Source organism: Myxococcus sp. NMCA1 (assembly GCF_026810205.1).
Classification (GTDB): Bacteria; Myxococcota; Myxococcia; order Myxococcales; family Myxococcaceae; genus Myxococcus; species Myxococcus xanthus_A.
In genome coordinates this window covers 5,779,130-5,794,895 of the sequence record NZ_CP113950.1, presented here as the reverse complement: position 1 = coordinate 5,794,895, position 15,766 = coordinate 5,779,130, and the positions used below count along the sequence as shown (strand labels likewise).

The 15,766-nt window shown below is 70.3% G+C and carries 12 protein-coding genes; 10 read left to right on the top strand and 2 right to left on the bottom strand.

All coding sequences use genetic code 11. The annotated features are described in order from the left end of the window. The first annotated feature begins 37 nt into the window (after positions 1-37). The 8 genes from OZ403_RS23570 (at position 38) to OZ403_RS23535 (ending at position 12,088) form a co-directional block, all read left to right on the top strand. The gene (locus OZ403_RS23570) at positions 38-3,184 is read left to right on the top strand and encodes a serine/threonine-protein kinase (RefSeq protein WP_268781803.1); all 3,147 of its coding nucleotides are present in this window, start codon (positions 38-40) and stop codon (positions 3,182-3,184) included. 52 nt (positions 3,185-3,236) lie between these two features. Continuing rightward, a complete protein-coding gene (locus tag OZ403_RS23565) occupies positions 3,237-5,564 on the top strand; it encodes a lantibiotic dehydratase (RefSeq protein ID WP_268781802.1) in 2,328 nt (775 codons plus the stop codon). Next, entirely contained in the window at positions 5,561-7,117 is a 1,557-nt protein-coding gene (locus OZ403_RS23560; protein ID WP_268781801.1) for a hypothetical protein, read from the top strand. Before OZ403_RS23565 ends, OZ403_RS23560 begins: the two co-directional genes overlap by 4 nt. Further along, positions 7,114-9,411, top strand: coding sequence for a lantibiotic dehydratase (locus tag OZ403_RS23555; protein WP_268781800.1), 2,298 nt, complete (start codon positions 7,114-7,116; stop codon positions 9,409-9,411). The genes OZ403_RS23560 and OZ403_RS23555 overlap by 4 nt, the downstream gene beginning before the upstream one ends. Positions 9,412-9,517: 106 nt before the next feature. Then, positions 9,518-9,979: a hypothetical protein gene (locus tag OZ403_RS23550; protein WP_174258870.1), complete on the top strand. Its 462-nt coding sequence runs from the start codon at positions 9,518-9,520 to the stop codon at positions 9,977-9,979. A gap of 203 nt (positions 9,980-10,182) precedes the next feature. Then, entirely contained in the window at positions 10,183-10,584 is a 402-nt protein-coding gene (locus OZ403_RS23545; protein WP_140793257.1) for a hypothetical protein, read from the top strand. A gap of 12 nt (positions 10,585-10,596) precedes the next feature. After that, the gene (locus OZ403_RS23540; RefSeq protein ID WP_011554546.1) at positions 10,597-10,977 is read left to right on the top strand and encodes a hypothetical protein; all 381 of its coding nucleotides are present in this window, start codon (positions 10,597-10,599) and stop codon (positions 10,975-10,977) included. A 43-nt stretch (positions 10,978-11,020) separates the two neighbouring features. Next, on the top strand, positions 11,021-12,088 hold the full coding sequence (locus OZ403_RS23535; RefSeq protein WP_237080575.1) for an NAD(P)/FAD-dependent oxidoreductase: 1,068 nt from the start codon (positions 11,021-11,023) through the stop codon (positions 12,086-12,088). Between the two features lie 91 nt (positions 12,089-12,179). Here OZ403_RS23535 and OZ403_RS23530 read toward each other — a convergent pair whose 3' ends face one another. Together OZ403_RS23530 and OZ403_RS23525 are read right to left on the bottom strand one after the other, a co-directional pair. Continuing rightward, complete coding sequence (locus OZ403_RS23530) at positions 12,180-14,018, bottom strand: tetratricopeptide repeat protein (RefSeq protein ID WP_268781799.1); 1,839 nt, start codon at positions 14,016-14,018, stop codon at positions 12,180-12,182. Between the two features lie 191 nt (positions 14,019-14,209). Beyond that, positions 14,210-14,518: a hypothetical protein gene (locus tag OZ403_RS23525; RefSeq protein WP_140793252.1), complete on the bottom strand. Its 309-nt coding sequence runs from the start codon at positions 14,516-14,518 to the stop codon at positions 14,210-14,212. 209 nt (positions 14,519-14,727) lie between these two features. On the opposite strand from OZ403_RS23525, the gene OZ403_RS23520 reads away from it, so the two are divergent. Together OZ403_RS23520 and OZ403_RS23515 are read left to right on the top strand one after the other, a co-directional pair. Continuing rightward, positions 14,728-15,279: a molybdenum cofactor carrier protein gene (locus tag OZ403_RS23520; RefSeq protein WP_140793250.1), complete on the top strand. Its 552-nt coding sequence runs from the start codon at positions 14,728-14,730 to the stop codon at positions 15,277-15,279. Between the two features lie 89 nt (positions 15,280-15,368). Further along, positions 15,369-15,764 (top strand): hypothetical protein, encoded by a 396-nt coding sequence (locus OZ403_RS23515; protein ID WP_140793249.1) that lies wholly within the window; start codon positions 15,369-15,371, stop codon positions 15,762-15,764. Positions 15,765-15,766: the final 2 nt, after the last annotated feature.

The following is a 15,766-nucleotide window of genomic DNA, read 5'->3' as shown; positions in this document are numbered from 1 at the left end:
AGTCGCTGCTGTTCTGTCTTCAATGAGGTCAGGGCCGGTGGATAGCCAGGTTTCCAACGCCATCATCAGCCGGCTCCGCGTGGGGACAATTACCCACGTCCGGATTTCCGGCGTCATCGACGAAACATTCCCACTGACGTCCGCCAGCCCGGAGATGAACGGGCTGCTGGTGGTGGACCTGGGGCAGGTGGAGCGCATCAGCTCCTTCGGCGTGCGGCGGTGGATTGAGTTCGCCGCCAAGCTGCCCCCGGGGGCCCTGGGCCTCTACGTGGTCCACGCGCCGCCCGTCATCGTGGACCAGCTCAACATGGTGGAGGGCTTCGCCGGCGTCGCCCGCGTCCTCTCCGTGTTGGCGCCCTACTCCTGCCGCGCCTGCAACGAGGACCGGCTGCGGCTGGTGAACCTGCTGGACGAGGCGCAGGTCATCTCCGAGGAACGTGCGCCCGACCATTCCTGCCCCGTGTGTCAGGGGGCGCTGGAGTTCGCGGACCTGCCGGGGGAGTTCTTCGACTACGCGCGGCGGCAGCAGTTCGGCCAGGTGGACCCGGTCGTCATGCGCTACCTGCGCGCCAGCATGCCGGCGGAGCAGCCGGAGCTGTCGCAGCACCTGAAGATTATCCAGGACGACATCACGTACATCACCCTGGCCAGCGCGCTGAAGGGTGACCTCAACGTGCGCCGGCTGGCGTCGGGTCTGGAGGGCCGCGTCGGCTTCGACTTCAGCCACGTCAGCAAGGTGGAGCCGGAGGCCCTGCCGAAGCTGGAGCAGGTGCTGGAGACGGCAGCGCAGGGCGCGCATGTGGCGTTGTGCCGGGTGCCGCCGGCCGCGCTGGCGGTGCTGGCGCGCTCGGCCAAGGTGTTGCCGGTGCGGCTGGCCACGCTGTGGCTGCCGTGTGATTGCCGCAACTGCGGGCAGGTGAGCCACCAGCGCCTCCAGGCCGCGGACTACCTGGCGAAGCTGCGGGCGCAGGCATCCGGCGTGGAAGTGCCGTGCCCCATCTGCGGCGGCAACGCGCGCGTCCCCCACATGCCCCAGCTCCAGGGGCTGCTGGCGCGGGTGCAGCTGACGGACCGGCCGCTGGAGGACATGGAGGCGCTGGAGACTCGCGCCCTCAGTCAGTATCTCTTCGGCGCCACGAACATCGACCCGGCGGCCCGCCAGGGCGCGTCCACGGACATCTCCAACTCGCTGGGCAGCACCAAGCTGAACATCATCCGGCGGCTGGGGCAGGGCGGCATGGCGGAGGTCTTCCTCGCCAAGCAGGTGGGCGTGAAGGGCTTCGAGAAGTTCGTGGTGATGAAGAAGATTCTCCCGCAGTTCGCGGAGAACCCCGAGTTCGTCGACATGCTCTTCGCGGAGGCCCGCGCCAACGCGCGGCTGACGCACCCGAACGTCGTGCAGACGTTCGACGTGGGCGTGTCCGACGGCGTCGCGTACATCCTCATGGAGTACGTGCGCGGGCCGGACCTGAAGAAGCTGGTCATCGAGCTGCGGCGCAAGGGCCTGGCGCTCCCGCTGGAGCATGCGCTGCGCATCGTCGCGGAGGTGGCCGCGGGCCTTCACTACGCCCACGCCTACGTGGACCCGGCGGGCACGCCGCACCCGGTGGTGCACCGGGACGTCAGCCCGCACAACGTCCTCATCTCGCTGGACGGCGCCATCAAGCTGAGTGACTTCGGCATCGCCAAGGTGGCGGGCGAGGAGCACACGCAGGCGGGCGTGCTGAAGGGGAAGATTTCGTACATCTCCCCGGAGGCGGCGTCCGGGCGCACGCTGGACGCGCGCAACGACGTGTTCGCGCTGGGCGTGGTGCTCTTCGAGCTGCTCACCGGCACGCTCCCGTTCCGCAGGGACCACGACGCGGCGACGCTGCAAGCCATCGTCCGGGACCCCGCGCCAGTCCCTTCGCAGCTCAAGCCGAACATCCCCCAGGACGTCTCCGACCTCATCCTCCGCGCGCTGGTGAAGGACCCGGCGCGACGCACGCCGTCCGCCGCCGCGTTGCGCGAGGAAATCGAAGCGGTGATGGCGCATCACCGGCTCAACTCGTCGCCCGCGGCGGTGGCCCAGTTCTTCCGGGACACGCTGGGCGACCGGCTGGTGGAGTTCGCGCCGTCCGCCGTCGGCGGGACGGGCAGCCACCCGCGCCCGGTGCCTTCGGGCAGTGGCAGCGGCAACATCGGCAGTGGGGAGATGGCCGCGCCCACGGATGGACGGACGCCCAGCCGGGGCAGTGTGCCCGTGGCCGGAAGCCGTCCTGGGATGGGCGGCAGTGGCGGCATTCCTCGCCCTGGCCCACCGGTTCCCCCGCCGCCCCCGACACGGTCCGTGGGCGTCGCTAGCGCGGCTGTGCGGCCTCCTGCGCCGCCTCCGGCGGACGACTCCTTCCCCGGCATCTCCGTGTCCGAGGACGACGCGAACGACCGCACCGAGGTGGTGCCGCTCAACCTGGGCGCGCCGCCGCCTCGGACGGAAGCGCCGCCTCGGCCCGCTCCCGCGCCGCGTGCCTCTCAGCCGCAGCCCGCCATGCCGGCGCCTCCGCGTCCATCCGGGCCGGTGCCAGGGCTGGGGCAGGGGACTCACGCGAGCCCGGCCCGTCCCGCCCAGCCGCCTCCACCGCGGCCCGTTGCGCCCGCGAGCCGCGCTCCCGCGCCCGCGGAAACGTCGGCGGGCAAGATGCCCCTATGGAAGTTTCTGGGCATCACCGGTGGCGGCGCCTTGGTGCTGGCCGTGGTGGCGGTGGTGATGACGCGCGATGGAGGCTCGAACTTCGTCAATGTGGGGCCCGGGGAGCACGTCTACGTCGGCGGCCTGCGCCACGAGCCGGGGACGGAGGTGCATGACCCGTCGGGCGGCCCGCTGCTCATCTCCACGGCGATGGAGGGGAAGCTGCGGCGGTTCGGAACCACGCAGCAGCGCGAGGGCATCGACGTGCGCACGCTGGCGGACGCCTCGCCGGAGCCTGGCACCACGGGCCTGCTGAGCGTGACGGGCGCGGCCCCTGGCTGTGAAGTCCACGTCGGTGGCGCGTTGCTGCCGGGTGGAACGCCGCTGTTGAAGGCACGAATCGAAGCGGGCCGGGAGCTGGAAGTCCTGGTGCGCTGCCCCAGCGGCGTCAGCAAGCTGTGGGTGATGGCCGTGCCCGGACAGCAAATCGAAGTGAAGTCGCAACCGCGTAACTGAGCGGCGCGCTGCCGGGCGCCGAGCGGCGTCCCGGACGAAGGGTGCGAAACGCATGAAGGGCTGGACCCTCTTCCCTCACCTGGTGGTTCGCACCACGGGTTTTCCCTTCGATTGGCTGGAGCGGCTGGGGTGCCCGGAGGCCGCACGGGCCGCGCGCCAGCTGGCTTCGGCGCGGCGGGAGTTGGAGGCGCTGAGAGCCCAGGGCCCTCGGGTGAAGCGGCCATCGCGCGCGGTGCTGTCGGCCTTGAAGGCCGGGCGCCCGGTGGACATCGAGGGAATGGAGTCACCCGAGCTGTTCGCTGAATGGAACGACCGTGCCCGGGCCGCGCAGGAGGCGGAGGCCACCTTTCATGCGGCGATGAAGCAGGAGTCCCTGGCGGTGGAGGACGCGCTGAGGGCCCTGCGGCAGGAGCCGCGCTTCCTGGAGGCGGTGGCCAGCTCCAGCCCACCCGTGGCGAGAGACCTGCTGGAGGGGCGAGACGGCGCGCGGTTACGGCGGCAGGTGGCCAGCTACCTGCAACGCATGTGCGCGAAGAACGAGACGATGGGCTTCTTCGGTCCCATCAACTACGGCCGCGCGGACGCGGAGGCGCCGACGGGTGTGACGCTGCGTTGGTCCGGGCCGGAGGTGCTCACGGGGCGGAACACCTTCGCGGCGTCGTGGCTGGTGCAGGGGCTGGTTCGCGCCATTGCCTTCGACCCCGAGGTCGCCGCGTGGCTGGTGCTGCGCCGCAAGGCCTTCGCGGAGGTGCCTTCGCGCAAGACGCTGCCCGCGCCGGAGAGCGCGGAGGCGTTGCTGCCCCGGTTGGTGGAGGCGGTGGATGGAACGCGCACGCTCGCGGGGCTCGCATCATCGCTGGGCGTGGCCCCGGGCCTGGCGCGCGAGGCGGCGCGGATGGGCTGCGAAAAGGGCCTGCTGACGCATCAGCTCGAGGTACCCGCCGCCACGCATCACCCCGTGGACGACCTGGCTGAGCGCGTTGCGGGCTTGCCGTGTTCCGCGGCCCGGCGGCACGTGGAGGGCTTGAGCGCGCTGCTGGCGTTGATGGCCGGGTATGGCGCCGCGGATGCCGCGGGGAAGATGGCGCTCCAGGCCGCCTTCGCGAAGCGCGCGAATGAGCAGTGGGGCGTGGCGCCGCCATCCGAGCGAGGGCCCGCGTCGGAGTCGCACAACTTCTACCAGGACCGGTTGGCGCTCCGGGAGGAGTGCGGCGGTGACCTGCGGCTGGAGGCCGGAGGTGAGCGGGCGCGTGAGCTGGTGACGCGCCTGGAGCCCGCGCTGGCGTGGATGGGAGCGGCGGCGCGGCGGACCCGGGAGGCCGCTCGCACCACCGTGGCGGAGCTGGTGGGGGCGCGCACGGTGCCGTTCTGGAAGGTGGCGGCCGCGTACTCGGACCGGCCGGTGCCGTTGGATGGCTCGGTGGCGGAGGTGCTGGCTGGCGCAGTGGGAGACGCGTCCGCGCGCTGCGCGGACCTGGGCTCGGTGACGCCGCCGTCGCTGGATGGAGACGCGAAGGCGCTACCACTCGTCACGTCCATCGACCTGCTCGTGGGGGCCCGGGACGTGGAGGCCTGGAGCCGAGGCGAGTACGAGCTGGTGATGGGCGACGTGCACGACACGGCGCTGGTGTGGGGCTGGGCGCTCCAGTTCCACGAGGCGCGCGGCCGGGTGGAGAGCGCCATGGTGCGGGCGCTCGGGGCCTTGAGCAGGCCGGTGCCCCTGGTGACGGTGTTGGCGTCGCGGCGCACGGGCCTGCTGCCGTCGGAGTTCCCGGGGCCCGTGGTGGAGCTGGGCGGTGTCAGTGCCCGCGCCTCCGCGTGGCGGCTGCCGCTGGATGACCTGTTCGTGGAGAGTGATGGAACGCGGGCGCGGCTGGTGTCGAAGCGGCTGGGCTCCGAGGTGTGTCTCTACAACGGTGAGCTGGACAGTCTGGTGCACACCGCCTTCTCCCTGCCGCGCATCCGTCCGCTGCGCGTGTCGCTGGGCGAGCACACGCCTCGGTTGACCCTGGGCGGTGTGGTGGTGCAGCGCGAGCAGTGGCGGCTGTCGCAGGCGGAGCGGGAGGCGCTGCTCGCGGGCCGCGAAGACTCGGCGAGACTTCGCGCGGCGGTGAACGTGTGGAGCGAGCGCGGGATGCCGGACTGTGTCTTCGCGAAGTTCAAGGACGAGCGAAAGCCGGTGCTGGTGGACGTGCGCAGCCCGCCGCTGCTCCGCGTCTTCCTCAACCTGCTGGAGCAGAAGGAGGAGGTCATCCTGTCGGAGATGCTGCCCTCGCCGGACCAGCTCTGGCTGCGAAGTGCCTCGGGCGGACGCCACACCGTGGAGCTGCGTTGCACGTTGATGTGGGGCGCGCAGTCCGCTGCCGGAGCGCGGGAATGAAGCTGCTTGTCCTGCCACCCCACCGCGACGTGACGCTCGTCCCGGAGGCGCCCGAAGGGTGGCAGTGCCTCGACGTGGCGCGCGACTTCTGCCGGCGCGTCTTCGCCCGCGACGCGGTGGAGGCCGCCGCCGCCGCACGCGAGCAGGCCCCCGCTACCGCGCAGACGATGCGAGAGCTGCTGCTGTTGCGCGCCGCCCAGTCGCTGCATGCGCGCGAGGACTCGAGTGTGAGCACCCGCCTGCGCGCGTTGGGGGCGGTGCTCTCCGCCATCTCGGGGCCGCCCGACGGAGTGCACCTCCGGCTGGACGATGTGGAGCTGGAAGGCGGCACCACCGAGCGGAGCGCGGACGTCTTGCGCTCCTTGGACCAGCCCGCGTCCTATCGGGATGACCTGACCCTCGCCGCTGCTCGCTTCGCCGGTGCCGAGCGCGTGCGGCTCTGGCTCGAACGCGACCTGCAACTGCCTGCCGCGGCCTGGCTGGCGCGGGCCTGTCCGGAGCAGGTGCCGCTCGAAGTCGCGGGGCCGTTCGCCTGGGCGCACAGGGCCGTCCTGGCTCAACTGTCCGTGTTCCAGCGCGCCACCTTCGTGGACGCGGCCCCACTGCGCTGGCGCGTGTCGCCCGGATTGGATGAGACGGCCCCCACGTCACTCGTCTGGCTTTCCGAGGCGCTGGAAGTGAGGGCCACCACTCCGGACACGGTGCGTGCCCTCACGGGAGGCGCGGCGGGGTGGGCGGGGCATGTGTCGCTCGATTCGCTCCTGCATCCGGACGCGCTGGTGGAGAGCGGCTGCAAGGTGGCCGTCGTGGGGTTCTGCGCCGTGGACAACGACGCCTGGAGCGACCCGTTGGGTGCGCGCGTCTCCCGAGCGGCGCTGGCTCAGGGCACTCGCCGACTTCGGGACACGGGGGTTCACCTCATGGCGGAGTGGTGGGTCGGCGCGCCCGGCGTCGACGAAGCGGACCTCGACGCGACGCTCGCTGTGCTGGACGCGGAACCCGTGTTCGACAAGCTCGCGGGAGTGCGTCCCTTCCACTGGCCTCGGACGCCTCCCGAAAGTGGCCGCCCGCTGCTGTGGCAGGACGTGAAAGTCGGCGCGCCTCCCGACGACCGGGACCTCGCGAGGAGCCGGCCCTTCGAGCACGCCCGTTCCATTCCCGGTGCCAGTGTTCCGCAGGTGCTTGCTGGACTCGCGACGCGGCTGCTCGCGAGAGGACCGCTGAGCCCGGGCCGGGTCGCCGCCGCGTGTCTTCCCGAGGTGTCTCGGCCCCGTGCAACGGACGTGAGCGCAGCGGCCATCCAGCTCGATGCGGACTGTGCGTGGGTCCAGCTCCCGGCGGGGCTGGATGGTGCGCCGAAGCCGTCGTGGTTCGCGGCGAACCTCCGCACGGGCTCGGTGCTCGCGATGGACGCGCGGCTGGCGCCGAAGCTCGCCGGCCTCGTCCGGCCCATGGAAGTGGCCAGCGTACTGGGGGCCGTTCCCCAGGCGCAGCGGGAGAAGCTGGTGGACACACTGGTGGCCAGGTCGGTGCTGACGAGGGTGAACGGATGAGCGAGCCCTGGACGTTGGGCGAGGTATTCGTGCTGCGGCACGCGGGTTTTCCCTTCGACTGGCTGGAGTCGCTGGGGATGCCTCAGGCGGTGCTGGACGACGTCGCCCGCTTGCTCGAGGCCGAGGATGCGCTCGTGGACGCCGTGCGCGCGGAGAAGGGCGCGTCCGCCGCGACGGCTCTCCTCGATGCGCTGTCCCAGGGCCGTGAGCCCCGAATCGACGCACGGCTGGGGCCGTCGTGTCAGGACGCATGGGCTCGCTACCAGGAGCGTCGCGAGTCCGTTCAGGCGAGTTACACGGCGGAACGAAAGACGCTGCGACGGCGACTGCGAGAGCGAGCGGCGGACCCCGCCATCCAGGAGGCCGTGTTCCTCTCCAGCCCGGCGATGTTCGACAACGTTTGGGTGCGCTACCTGCGCGGCGGGGAGCGGCCGGACACGTCCGATGCGCGCCGGGTGGAGCGGCAGGTCTACACATACCTCCAGCGCTTCTGCGCGAAGAACGAGACAACCAGCTTCTTCGGCCCCATTTCCTACGGCGAGCGCACCACCGATGACGGCTACGACGTGCGCACGGTGCCCAGCGGAAACACGCGCCGCCGCACGTTCTTCTCCTTCTGGGCGGTGACGGAGCTGGCTCGCGCGGTGGGGCGGGAGCGCACGCTGCGCCCGTACCTGCCGCTGCGCCTCAATCCGCTCTTCACGGTGACACCGGGCCGCGCACTCTGCGAGCCGCTGAAGCTGGACGTCGCCTTGTCGCCCGAGGCGGAGCGCCTGCTGTCCGTGCTGCGCGAGCATTCCACACTCGCCGAGGCGGCCACGGTGCTTGGCCTGCCGGTCGTGGACGTCGAGCGCCAGGCGCTGCCGCTGGTGAAGACCGCGTTGTTGCTCTGGGGCCTGCCGTTCCGGCCGAACGACTTCAGCACTTTCGAGAGCGTGCGGGACGCGGTGGCGGCGCTCCCCGACCTGGAGGCACGCACACGCTGGCTGGAGCGGTTGGAGGCCCTGGCGCGTCTCAAGGCGGACTTCGAAACAGGAGACCTGGCCCAGCGGCGCGAGCTGCTGCCGCGCCTGGAGGCTGCCTTCACGGAGGTCACGGGCAAGCCCGCGCGCCGAGGTGACGGACAGGTCTACGCGGACCGGCTCATCCTCTACGAGGAGGCGAGCTCGCCTTTCCGGCTGCGCTTCGGCGCGACCTTCACCGCGGAGCTGGAGGCGGCGCTGACAGGCGCGCTGGAGCTGTCGGCCGCCTACGGCGAGAAGGTACAACAGGGCTTCCGGGAGCAGGTCCGCGACGCACTGGGCCCGGACGCGGGCCCCATGGACCTGCTGGACTACGCCGTGCGGCTGCGGCCCGATGGCGTCACGGGCAGCCGTTTCTCGCCCGTGCCGCCGGTGATGCTGGAGTCCGAGGAGGGCCGCGCGCGTGCGCTGCCCGTGGACTTCCTGGGCACGTCCACGCCGGGCGGGCGCTACGCCTTGCCGGACGTGTGCCTCGCCGCGAAGCCGGACGGAAGCGGCTTCGAGGTGATGCTGGCGCGGGTCCACCACCACCTGCTGCTGTGGAGCTGGCTGAGCGCGTTCCAGCCCGAGCGGGAGCGGTACGCCTCGGTGGCTTCGCGTTGGCTGGAACAGGACGCCGCGGCGCGGGGGCTCGTGGGGCTGGCCATCCGCAGGCGCAACAAGGGCTTCTACGTCTATCCGGGACGGCGGTTGGTGTACTCGGTGTCGGACGTGCTGGATGTGGACGATGGGGCCCTGACGCCGGGGGACGTGAAGGTCCTTCCCACGCCTGAAGGTCCGGTGTTGGTGGACGGGGAGGGGGAGCGGCTGAGCCTGTACCTGCCGCTCGATGATTTCTCGTCCTATCCACCGTTCGCGGCGCTGGCGCATCCCCAGGTGCTGCACGCACCGCTGCGGACGCAGGGCAGTCACCTGCCGCGGCTCAGCGTGGGCGGCGCGGTGTACCAGCGCGAGCGCTGGAACCTGGCGGCGGAGCGGCTGGGAAAGCCCGCGGGCTTCGAGCTCTTCCTCGCCGTGCAGCGGGAGCGGCGCGCGGGTGGGTGGCCTCGCTTCGTGTTCATGCGCAGCTCGAAGGAGCGCAAGCCGTACCTCATCGACACCGCGAGCCCCTTCGCCGTGGACCTGCTGTCACACCTGGCTCGGGACGCGGAGCGCCTGTCCGTGGAGGAGATGTACCCGGCACCGGAGCAGCTCTGGCTGAAGGACGAGCGGGGCCGTTACACCTGCGAACTGCGGATGCAGTTCACCCGCTGGAGCGAAGCACCGGCCTGACGCCCTTTGACAACCGGGGCGCATCGGTTACCAGAATGGTCCCTTCCCCGGCCTGGAGGTGCTTCCCGCCTTGCCAGGATTTCGGGTCCTTTTGAGGAGACAGTCAATGTCCGGTGAAAACGTCGTCGCTCCCCCCGTCAAGAAGCTGAAGCGGCCGGTGGAGGAGGTTCGCGCGGAGCTGCTGGCCGACGCGGACGTGAAGGAGCAGGCCCGTCTGCTCAAGGTGCCCGTCGAGGAGTACGTCGAGAAAATCATCGACTATGCCCTCAACCCGGAGAAGCCGCCCCAGATCGAGATCGTCCCCGACGAGGAGCTGAAGGCCAAGGACCCCAACGTGCCCACCATCGAGGAGCTTCAGGGGCACCTGCAGGACATCGTCGACGGCCGCGTCGTCATCAGCCGGGCGCATCAGCGGGACGGCTTCAGCGACCAGGACGCGGACGCTCGCTACAAGTCGGCGCTCGCATCCGACGCGGCGCAGACGGGCGCTCCCGAGAGCCGCAAGGGGACGTCCGCCAGCGATCTGCACGCCGCGGAGGGCAAGAAGCCCTCCACCGACAAGAATTGATCGGCGGTGGACCCGGCCCGGGGAGCATTTCCCGGAATCCTCGGTGCCTTGTCCCTGCGCTAAGTCCCTGAATTCAAATGGGCTTTTGAGTGGCGTCCGGTTTTTTCGGGTAACAGGGAAACAAATATGCCCGTCCCCCGACAATTCTCACATCAGACGCACTTGATGGCTGCACCGCAGCCATCCTCTCAAGGGGAACTACCATGGGCGGTCTCAAGGGAATCGTTGGCAAGGTGCTGAACGTCGTCAAGCCGTTCGTCTCCGCGGTCAACCCGCTGCTGGGCGCGGCGATGGGCTTCGCCAGCGGCCTCATCCAGGGCAAGAACCCGCTCCAGGCGCTCATGGGCGCGGCGACGGACCTGATTCCGGGTGGCGGCGCCTTGAAGAACACAGTGGGCAAGTTCGCCAGCAAGTTCCTCATGGACGGCGCGGGCGGCAACAGCCTGGTGAGCAGCGCGCTGAATCTGGCCACGGGCAAGAGCAAGGTCACCGACGTGGTGGGCGACCTGCTGAAGAACACGGCGAAGACGGGCCTGAGCCAGCTGGGCATGAAGAACGCGGCCGAGCTGTCCGCGCAGCGCATGTCGCAGTTCCTGGTTTCGTAATAGCATCGCCGGATGACGCCCATCCTCTACGTTCCAGAGCTGCACTTCGCTCAAGTGCAAGAGTGGCTGCAGTTCTGGAACGATGCCGTCACGCCAGAGACGCTTCCTCAGACGGGCTTCATCATTCCTGGCAAGGCGGCGGGGTTTCTCTACCGGACCGACAGCTCGCTGGCCATGATTGAAACCCTGGTGGCCGCGCCGGGGCTGTCCAAGGAAGAGCGAAGCGCCGCCGTTGACCTCGTGGTGGCCGCCATCAGTGAGGAGTCCACGAGGCTCGGGTTCCAAGTGCTGGTGGGCTACACCCAGTTGGACGCGGTGGTGAAGCGCGCCGAGCGGCACGGCTTCATCTACGTGGATGGTGGCTTTCACGTCATCGCCAAGCGTCTCAGGTGAAATGACGCCTGGCGCCGACATCTTGATTCTCGGAGCCGGTGTCGTGGGCCTTTCGGCCGCGCGCCGGCTTTCTGCTTTGGGCGCGAGCGTCACGGTGCTGGACGCCGTGGATCCGGGAGGCCGGGGCTCGCGCGCCGCCGCCGGAGTCGCCATTCCGTCCGTGCGGCTGTTCGATGACCCGGTGATGCTGGCGTTCGCCCGGGCGGGCCGCGGCACGCTGGCGGAAGACCTGGCGTCGCTTCCGGGCGGCGACCAGCTTCGCCGAGGCAATGGCATCCTCCGCATCGTCGCGGACGCGAAGGCGCGCGATGCGCTGGCGGCGAAAGCGGTGGCGGACGCGGAAGGACTGGGCACCTGGCGGGACGCCGCGAGCCTGGTGTCGCTCGAGCCCGCGCTGGAAGGCACGCCGCTGTTCGGTGCCTTCGAGACGGACCAGGGCCACCTCGTGGACACGGATGGTTACGTCGACGCGCTCCTGAAGGCCGCTGCCCACGTGGGCGTGCAGTTGCGGCTGGGTGTGGCCGCGCGCTCCGTTTCCGAATCCTCCACGGGAATCGAGGTCCAGACGGAAGGGGAGACGCTCCGGGCGGACCGGTTGCTCGTGTGCGCGGGGCCCTGGTCGGCAGGCGTGGAGGGGTTGCCTTCGTTGCCGTTGAAGCCCGTGCGTGGGCAGATGCTGGTGGTGCACCAGCCGGGATTGCACCTGACGCGCGTCGTCTCGGGGCCCTCGTACCTGGCGCCGTGGCGCTCGGGCGAAATCGTCGTGGGCGCGACGGAGGAGGACGCGGGCTTCGTGGAGCAGGTGACGCCCGCGGGCCTGCTGCACCTCAGTGCCACCGTCGCGAAGCTGGCCCCGCGACTGCGTGACGCCCGGTTCGTCCGCGCATGGGCGGGGCTGCGTGCCGCGACGCCGGATGGCCACCCGTACATCGGCCGTCATCCCGGCACCCGGCGCACCTACGTCGCCACGGGGCTGGGCGGCCAGGGCATCCTGACCGGTGCGTATACCGGTGCCTTGCTCGCGGAGCTCGTGGCGCACGGCCATTGCGCCGCCGCCGAGCCGTTCGCGCCCGCGCGTATCACCGGCGGTCCGCTGCTCACAACGCGCTGAGCAGGTTCTCGGCGCTCACGGATGCGCTGATTCGCGCCGGCGGGGTACACGTCCGAGCCAAGGCGCCTTGCCGCCGCGCCCCAGCGGGACGTCAGTACAGGTTCACCGGGTCGAACGGGCGGTTGAGCTTCGTCCGGGCGCGAGGCAGCACCTCGTGCACTGCCTTCGCATCACCCTGTGCGAGCGCGGCCTTCAGCGCCTCGGTCTGCTTCGGCCACGTCGTGCTCACCCCCGCGCACCGCACCGCCTCCGACCAGTCCGTGCGTCCAGCCGCCACGGCCTGCCCGGCCAGGCTCTCCGCCGTCTTCAGCGGGTCCCCAATGGCGCGCGCATGCTCCTCCGCGCGAGCGAACCAGTCCACGGCGACAGCGGGTTGCTGCTCGTCCAGGAACAAGCGTCCCAGCTCCGCGGCAATCACCTGCCGGTGGAACGAGTCACCCAGCGCATCGGCGTTGGCGAACGCCTCGGTGAAGTGGGTCACCGCCGCGTCACGCTCGCCAGCGGCCAGCTCCAGCCCCGCCAGCCGGTAGCGGTGGTGCTTGGCGAAGTTCACGCCCCAGCTCTCGCTGATCTTCTCGAACCGGCGCCATGTGGAGATGGCATCACCGAACTGCCGCGCCGTCTCCTGCAGATAGCTGGCGTTGGAGATGAGGTTGATTTTCAGGTGCGTGGCGCTCGCGTCGTGCAAGTCCCCCACGCAGCGCATGGCCTGCTTCTCCTCCACCAGCGCCTTGTCCAGCTTGCGCTCCTGAAACCACGTCAGCGCGCAGACATTGCGCAGCCAGCCCTCCTGGAGCGCCCGGTCCGGCGATGTGCTGCGCTCCAGCGCGGCCAGCCCCGCGGCCACCTCCGTCCGCGCGTTGGGAAGCTGTCCGAAGCGCTTCGTCAGGGTGAGCGCGCGGAACATGTGCAGCCGCGCCACCAGCTCGGGAGGAATCCGGCATGCCAGCCCTCGCCCAAATGCCTCCATCGCAGCGTCGTGCGCGCCGGTATAGACATGGACCACGCCCATGCTGCGAGCGAACAGGGCCTTCAGCTCCTCGACGTCACCCAGGCTGGCGCGGTCAATCTCGATGGCGGGCGTGGCGAAGCCCGTGTCCAGCGTCTCCCATGCCTGGACCACGCGAGATGCCAACGCCGCGTCCGCGTTCGCCTCCAGCACCGCCAGCCCCTGCTCGGCGGCCAGCATGGCGCCTTCGTAGTTGGTGGTGAAGAAGCAGCTCCGGATGGCGAGGATGGCGGCGGCCACCCGTGTCTCGGGCGCCTGGGCCTCGTCCACGGCGACCTGGAGATAACGCCCCTCCAGGTCCACCGGCGCCTCCAGCGCGCGCGATGACACCGGACCGGGCGTCGGCACGCGGGGCGCACGCATCCGGTCGCACAGCGCATCCAGGTAGGCCTGCCGCCGGGACTCGAAGGACTCCGCACCATGGGGCCGGCGCACGTTCCACCCGGTGAACAACAGGGTCCCATCCAGCCCTTCCAAGCGGCTCCACTCGGCCGCCCTCATCACCGCGCGCAGGCTCACCAGGTCACATTCACCCGCGCCATGGAGCACCAGGGGCCGGCCGCTGACGCGCAGCGTCTCCACGATGGCCTTCGCGGCCACGTTGAGGACCCAGAACATCTGCTCCGACTCGCGGTGGAGGCGGCGCTCGGAGGGCGTCAGCGCCAGGTCGCCGAGGTCCGGCACGCCGTCGATGGCGCCGGGAAACAACCGGTTCCATTCGGAGGGATGGGCGCGGGACAGGGTGTGCACGACCTGGGGCGCGGCGGCTTCACACGCGCGAAGGACCTTTCTCAGCCCACCGAACGCGACAGGCAGGGCCACCCCCACGTCGACTTCGATGGCGTGCGAGGGCAGCGCGGCGGGTCGCGACGTCTCCACGGTGACAGCCAGCTCGCGGGGACGCGCGAAGGGGGGACTCACGGGAGGCTCCTCGGAGGGGCGCAAGGTGGGGGTGAGACACAGAATCTGTCTCACACGCATACTCACATCCTCTCAGGAACTGAGCAATCGTGCCTGCCCGGAAAATACCAGGTGAAACGTCACTTTCCGGGCATGGCCGGATGTGTCGAGCCCAGCACCTGGAGATCCGTTCCCAGCGGACAACGGGAACGTCAGTCATGCGTGCCGATGTGCTGATCGCCGTGGTGAGCGCAAACCCAGTGGAAGGCGCAGGAGCACGCCACGGCGCGGGCGCGGGTGCAGCACCGGCCGCCGAAGTGCTCAGGAAGGGCCGTGGCCTCGTCGTCCTCGGGAGGCTCCGGCAGGCACCGGGGCGCCGAGCGGCCGGACTCGGCGGGCTCATTGTCGCAGCAGCCGCGCTCCATGCAGCGGGGGCACAGGGACAGCTCGCAGTGGGCGCACCAGTCGAACACTTCACCAGCGCTTCCGCGGCGCTCACATCCTCCACAACTGTCGAACATGGACGACCTCCAGTCGCATGCCGATGAAGGTAGAGAGGGGGTCTGACAGGTGAAGCGTCCGATCCGTCACGCTCCACGTGTGAAGGCTTCCATCGGTGAACGCCCGGCGGGGGGAATGTGGGGCAATGAACCGTCGTGAGAGGAATACGGCGCGCGGTTGGAACAAGCTGGAGGACGGGCCCGTCATACCGGGGGAAGGAGCAGAGCCCATGCGCAGGCCACGGCGGATCATCGGTGTCTTCGGTTCTGGCAAGGAGGACCACGCGGAGCGGGTCATCCCGCTGGTCCGGTGGATCGCCGAGGCGGGCTTCGACCTGCTCACGGGCGCGGGCAGCGGGGTGATGCGGACGGCGGCGGATGCCTTCGTCCAGGTGGAGTACCGGCACGGCATCTCCATTGGCATCGTCCCAGGCACGGTGGAGGGCGGCGAGTACCGGCCCCGCTCGGGCTACCCCAATCCCAACGTGGAGCTGCCCATCTACACGCACCTGCCGCTCAGCGGAGAGCAGGGGACGGATCCGCTCAGCCGCAATCACATCAACGTGCTCACGCCACACGCCCTGGTGTCACTGCCCGGGGGCGCGGGCACGGTGGCCGAGGCGGCCCTGGCCCTGCGTTATGGCAAGCCGGTCATCCTCTACGGACCGCCGGAGTCGTTCCGGCGCTTCCCAGCGGAGCTGGAGCGGACGGACTCCCTGGAGCGGGTGGCCGAGTTCCTCCGGGCCGCGGTGCGTGATCCGCTCCGCCTGGCCGTGCCGTAGCCGCTGGAAAACGTCTAGGATGATGCACTCGGGGGAATGGGCGGGGGCCACCCAGGCAGGGCGGGCCGCGTCGTCTCGAGTGCGCCATCATGATCAGTCCCGACCATCCGCTCGCCAGCTGGTTTCTCGTCATCGCCGGGACGCTCTTCCTGGTCGTCTTCGCGATTCCCCTGCTGCTGATGCCCCTGACGTGGGCGCGCTGGTTCGGGTGGCGGCTGCCGGAGGGGAACAATCACCTCACGGTGTACTTCGGGCGCTGCCTGGGCGCGGTGGCGCTGGCCATCATCCTCACGGCGGCCCGTTTCGTGTCACGGCCAGGCCCCGCCATCTTCGACCTCATCGGCTGGGTGTGTGCGGGAATGGTGGTCGTCCATACCTGGGGCGCGCTGAAGAAGGCACAGCCGGTGTCGGAGACGGTGGAGATTGGCTTCTATGCGGTGGTAGGCGTGCTGGCCATGTGGATCCGCTTCAACGCCCTGAGCTGAGC

Bases quoted from the DNA above. Each gene is read 5' to 3' on its own strand.
- OZ403_RS23565 (WP_268781802.1), top strand. From the start codon at position 3,237: ATGAAGGGCTGGACCCTCTTCCCTCACCTGGTGGTTCGCACCACGGGT.
- OZ403_RS23560 (WP_268781801.1), top strand. From the start codon at position 5,561: ATGAAGCTGCTTGTCCTGCCACCCCACCGCGACGTGACGCTCGTCCCG.
- OZ403_RS23555 (WP_268781800.1), top strand. From the start codon at position 7,114: ATGAGCGAGCCCTGGACGTTGGGCGAGGTATTCGTGCTGCGGCACGCG.
- OZ403_RS23550 (WP_174258870.1), top strand. From the start codon at position 9,518: ATGTCCGGTGAAAACGTCGTCGCTCCCCCCGTCAAGAAGCTGAAGCGG.
- OZ403_RS23545 (WP_140793257.1), top strand. From the start codon at position 10,183: ATGGGCGGTCTCAAGGGAATCGTTGGCAAGGTGCTGAACGTCGTCAAG.
- OZ403_RS23540 (WP_011554546.1), top strand. From the start codon at position 10,597: ATGACGCCCATCCTCTACGTTCCAGAGCTGCACTTCGCTCAAGTGCAA.
- OZ403_RS23525 (WP_140793252.1), bottom strand. From the start codon at position 14,518: ATGTTCGACAGTTGTGGAGGATGTGAGCGCCGCGGAAGCGCTGGTGAA.
- OZ403_RS23520 (WP_140793250.1), top strand. From the start codon at position 14,728: ATGCGCAGGCCACGGCGGATCATCGGTGTCTTCGGTTCTGGCAAGGAG.
- OZ403_RS23515 (WP_140793249.1), top strand. From the start codon at position 15,369: ATGATCAGTCCCGACCATCCGCTCGCCAGCTGGTTTCTCGTCATCGCC.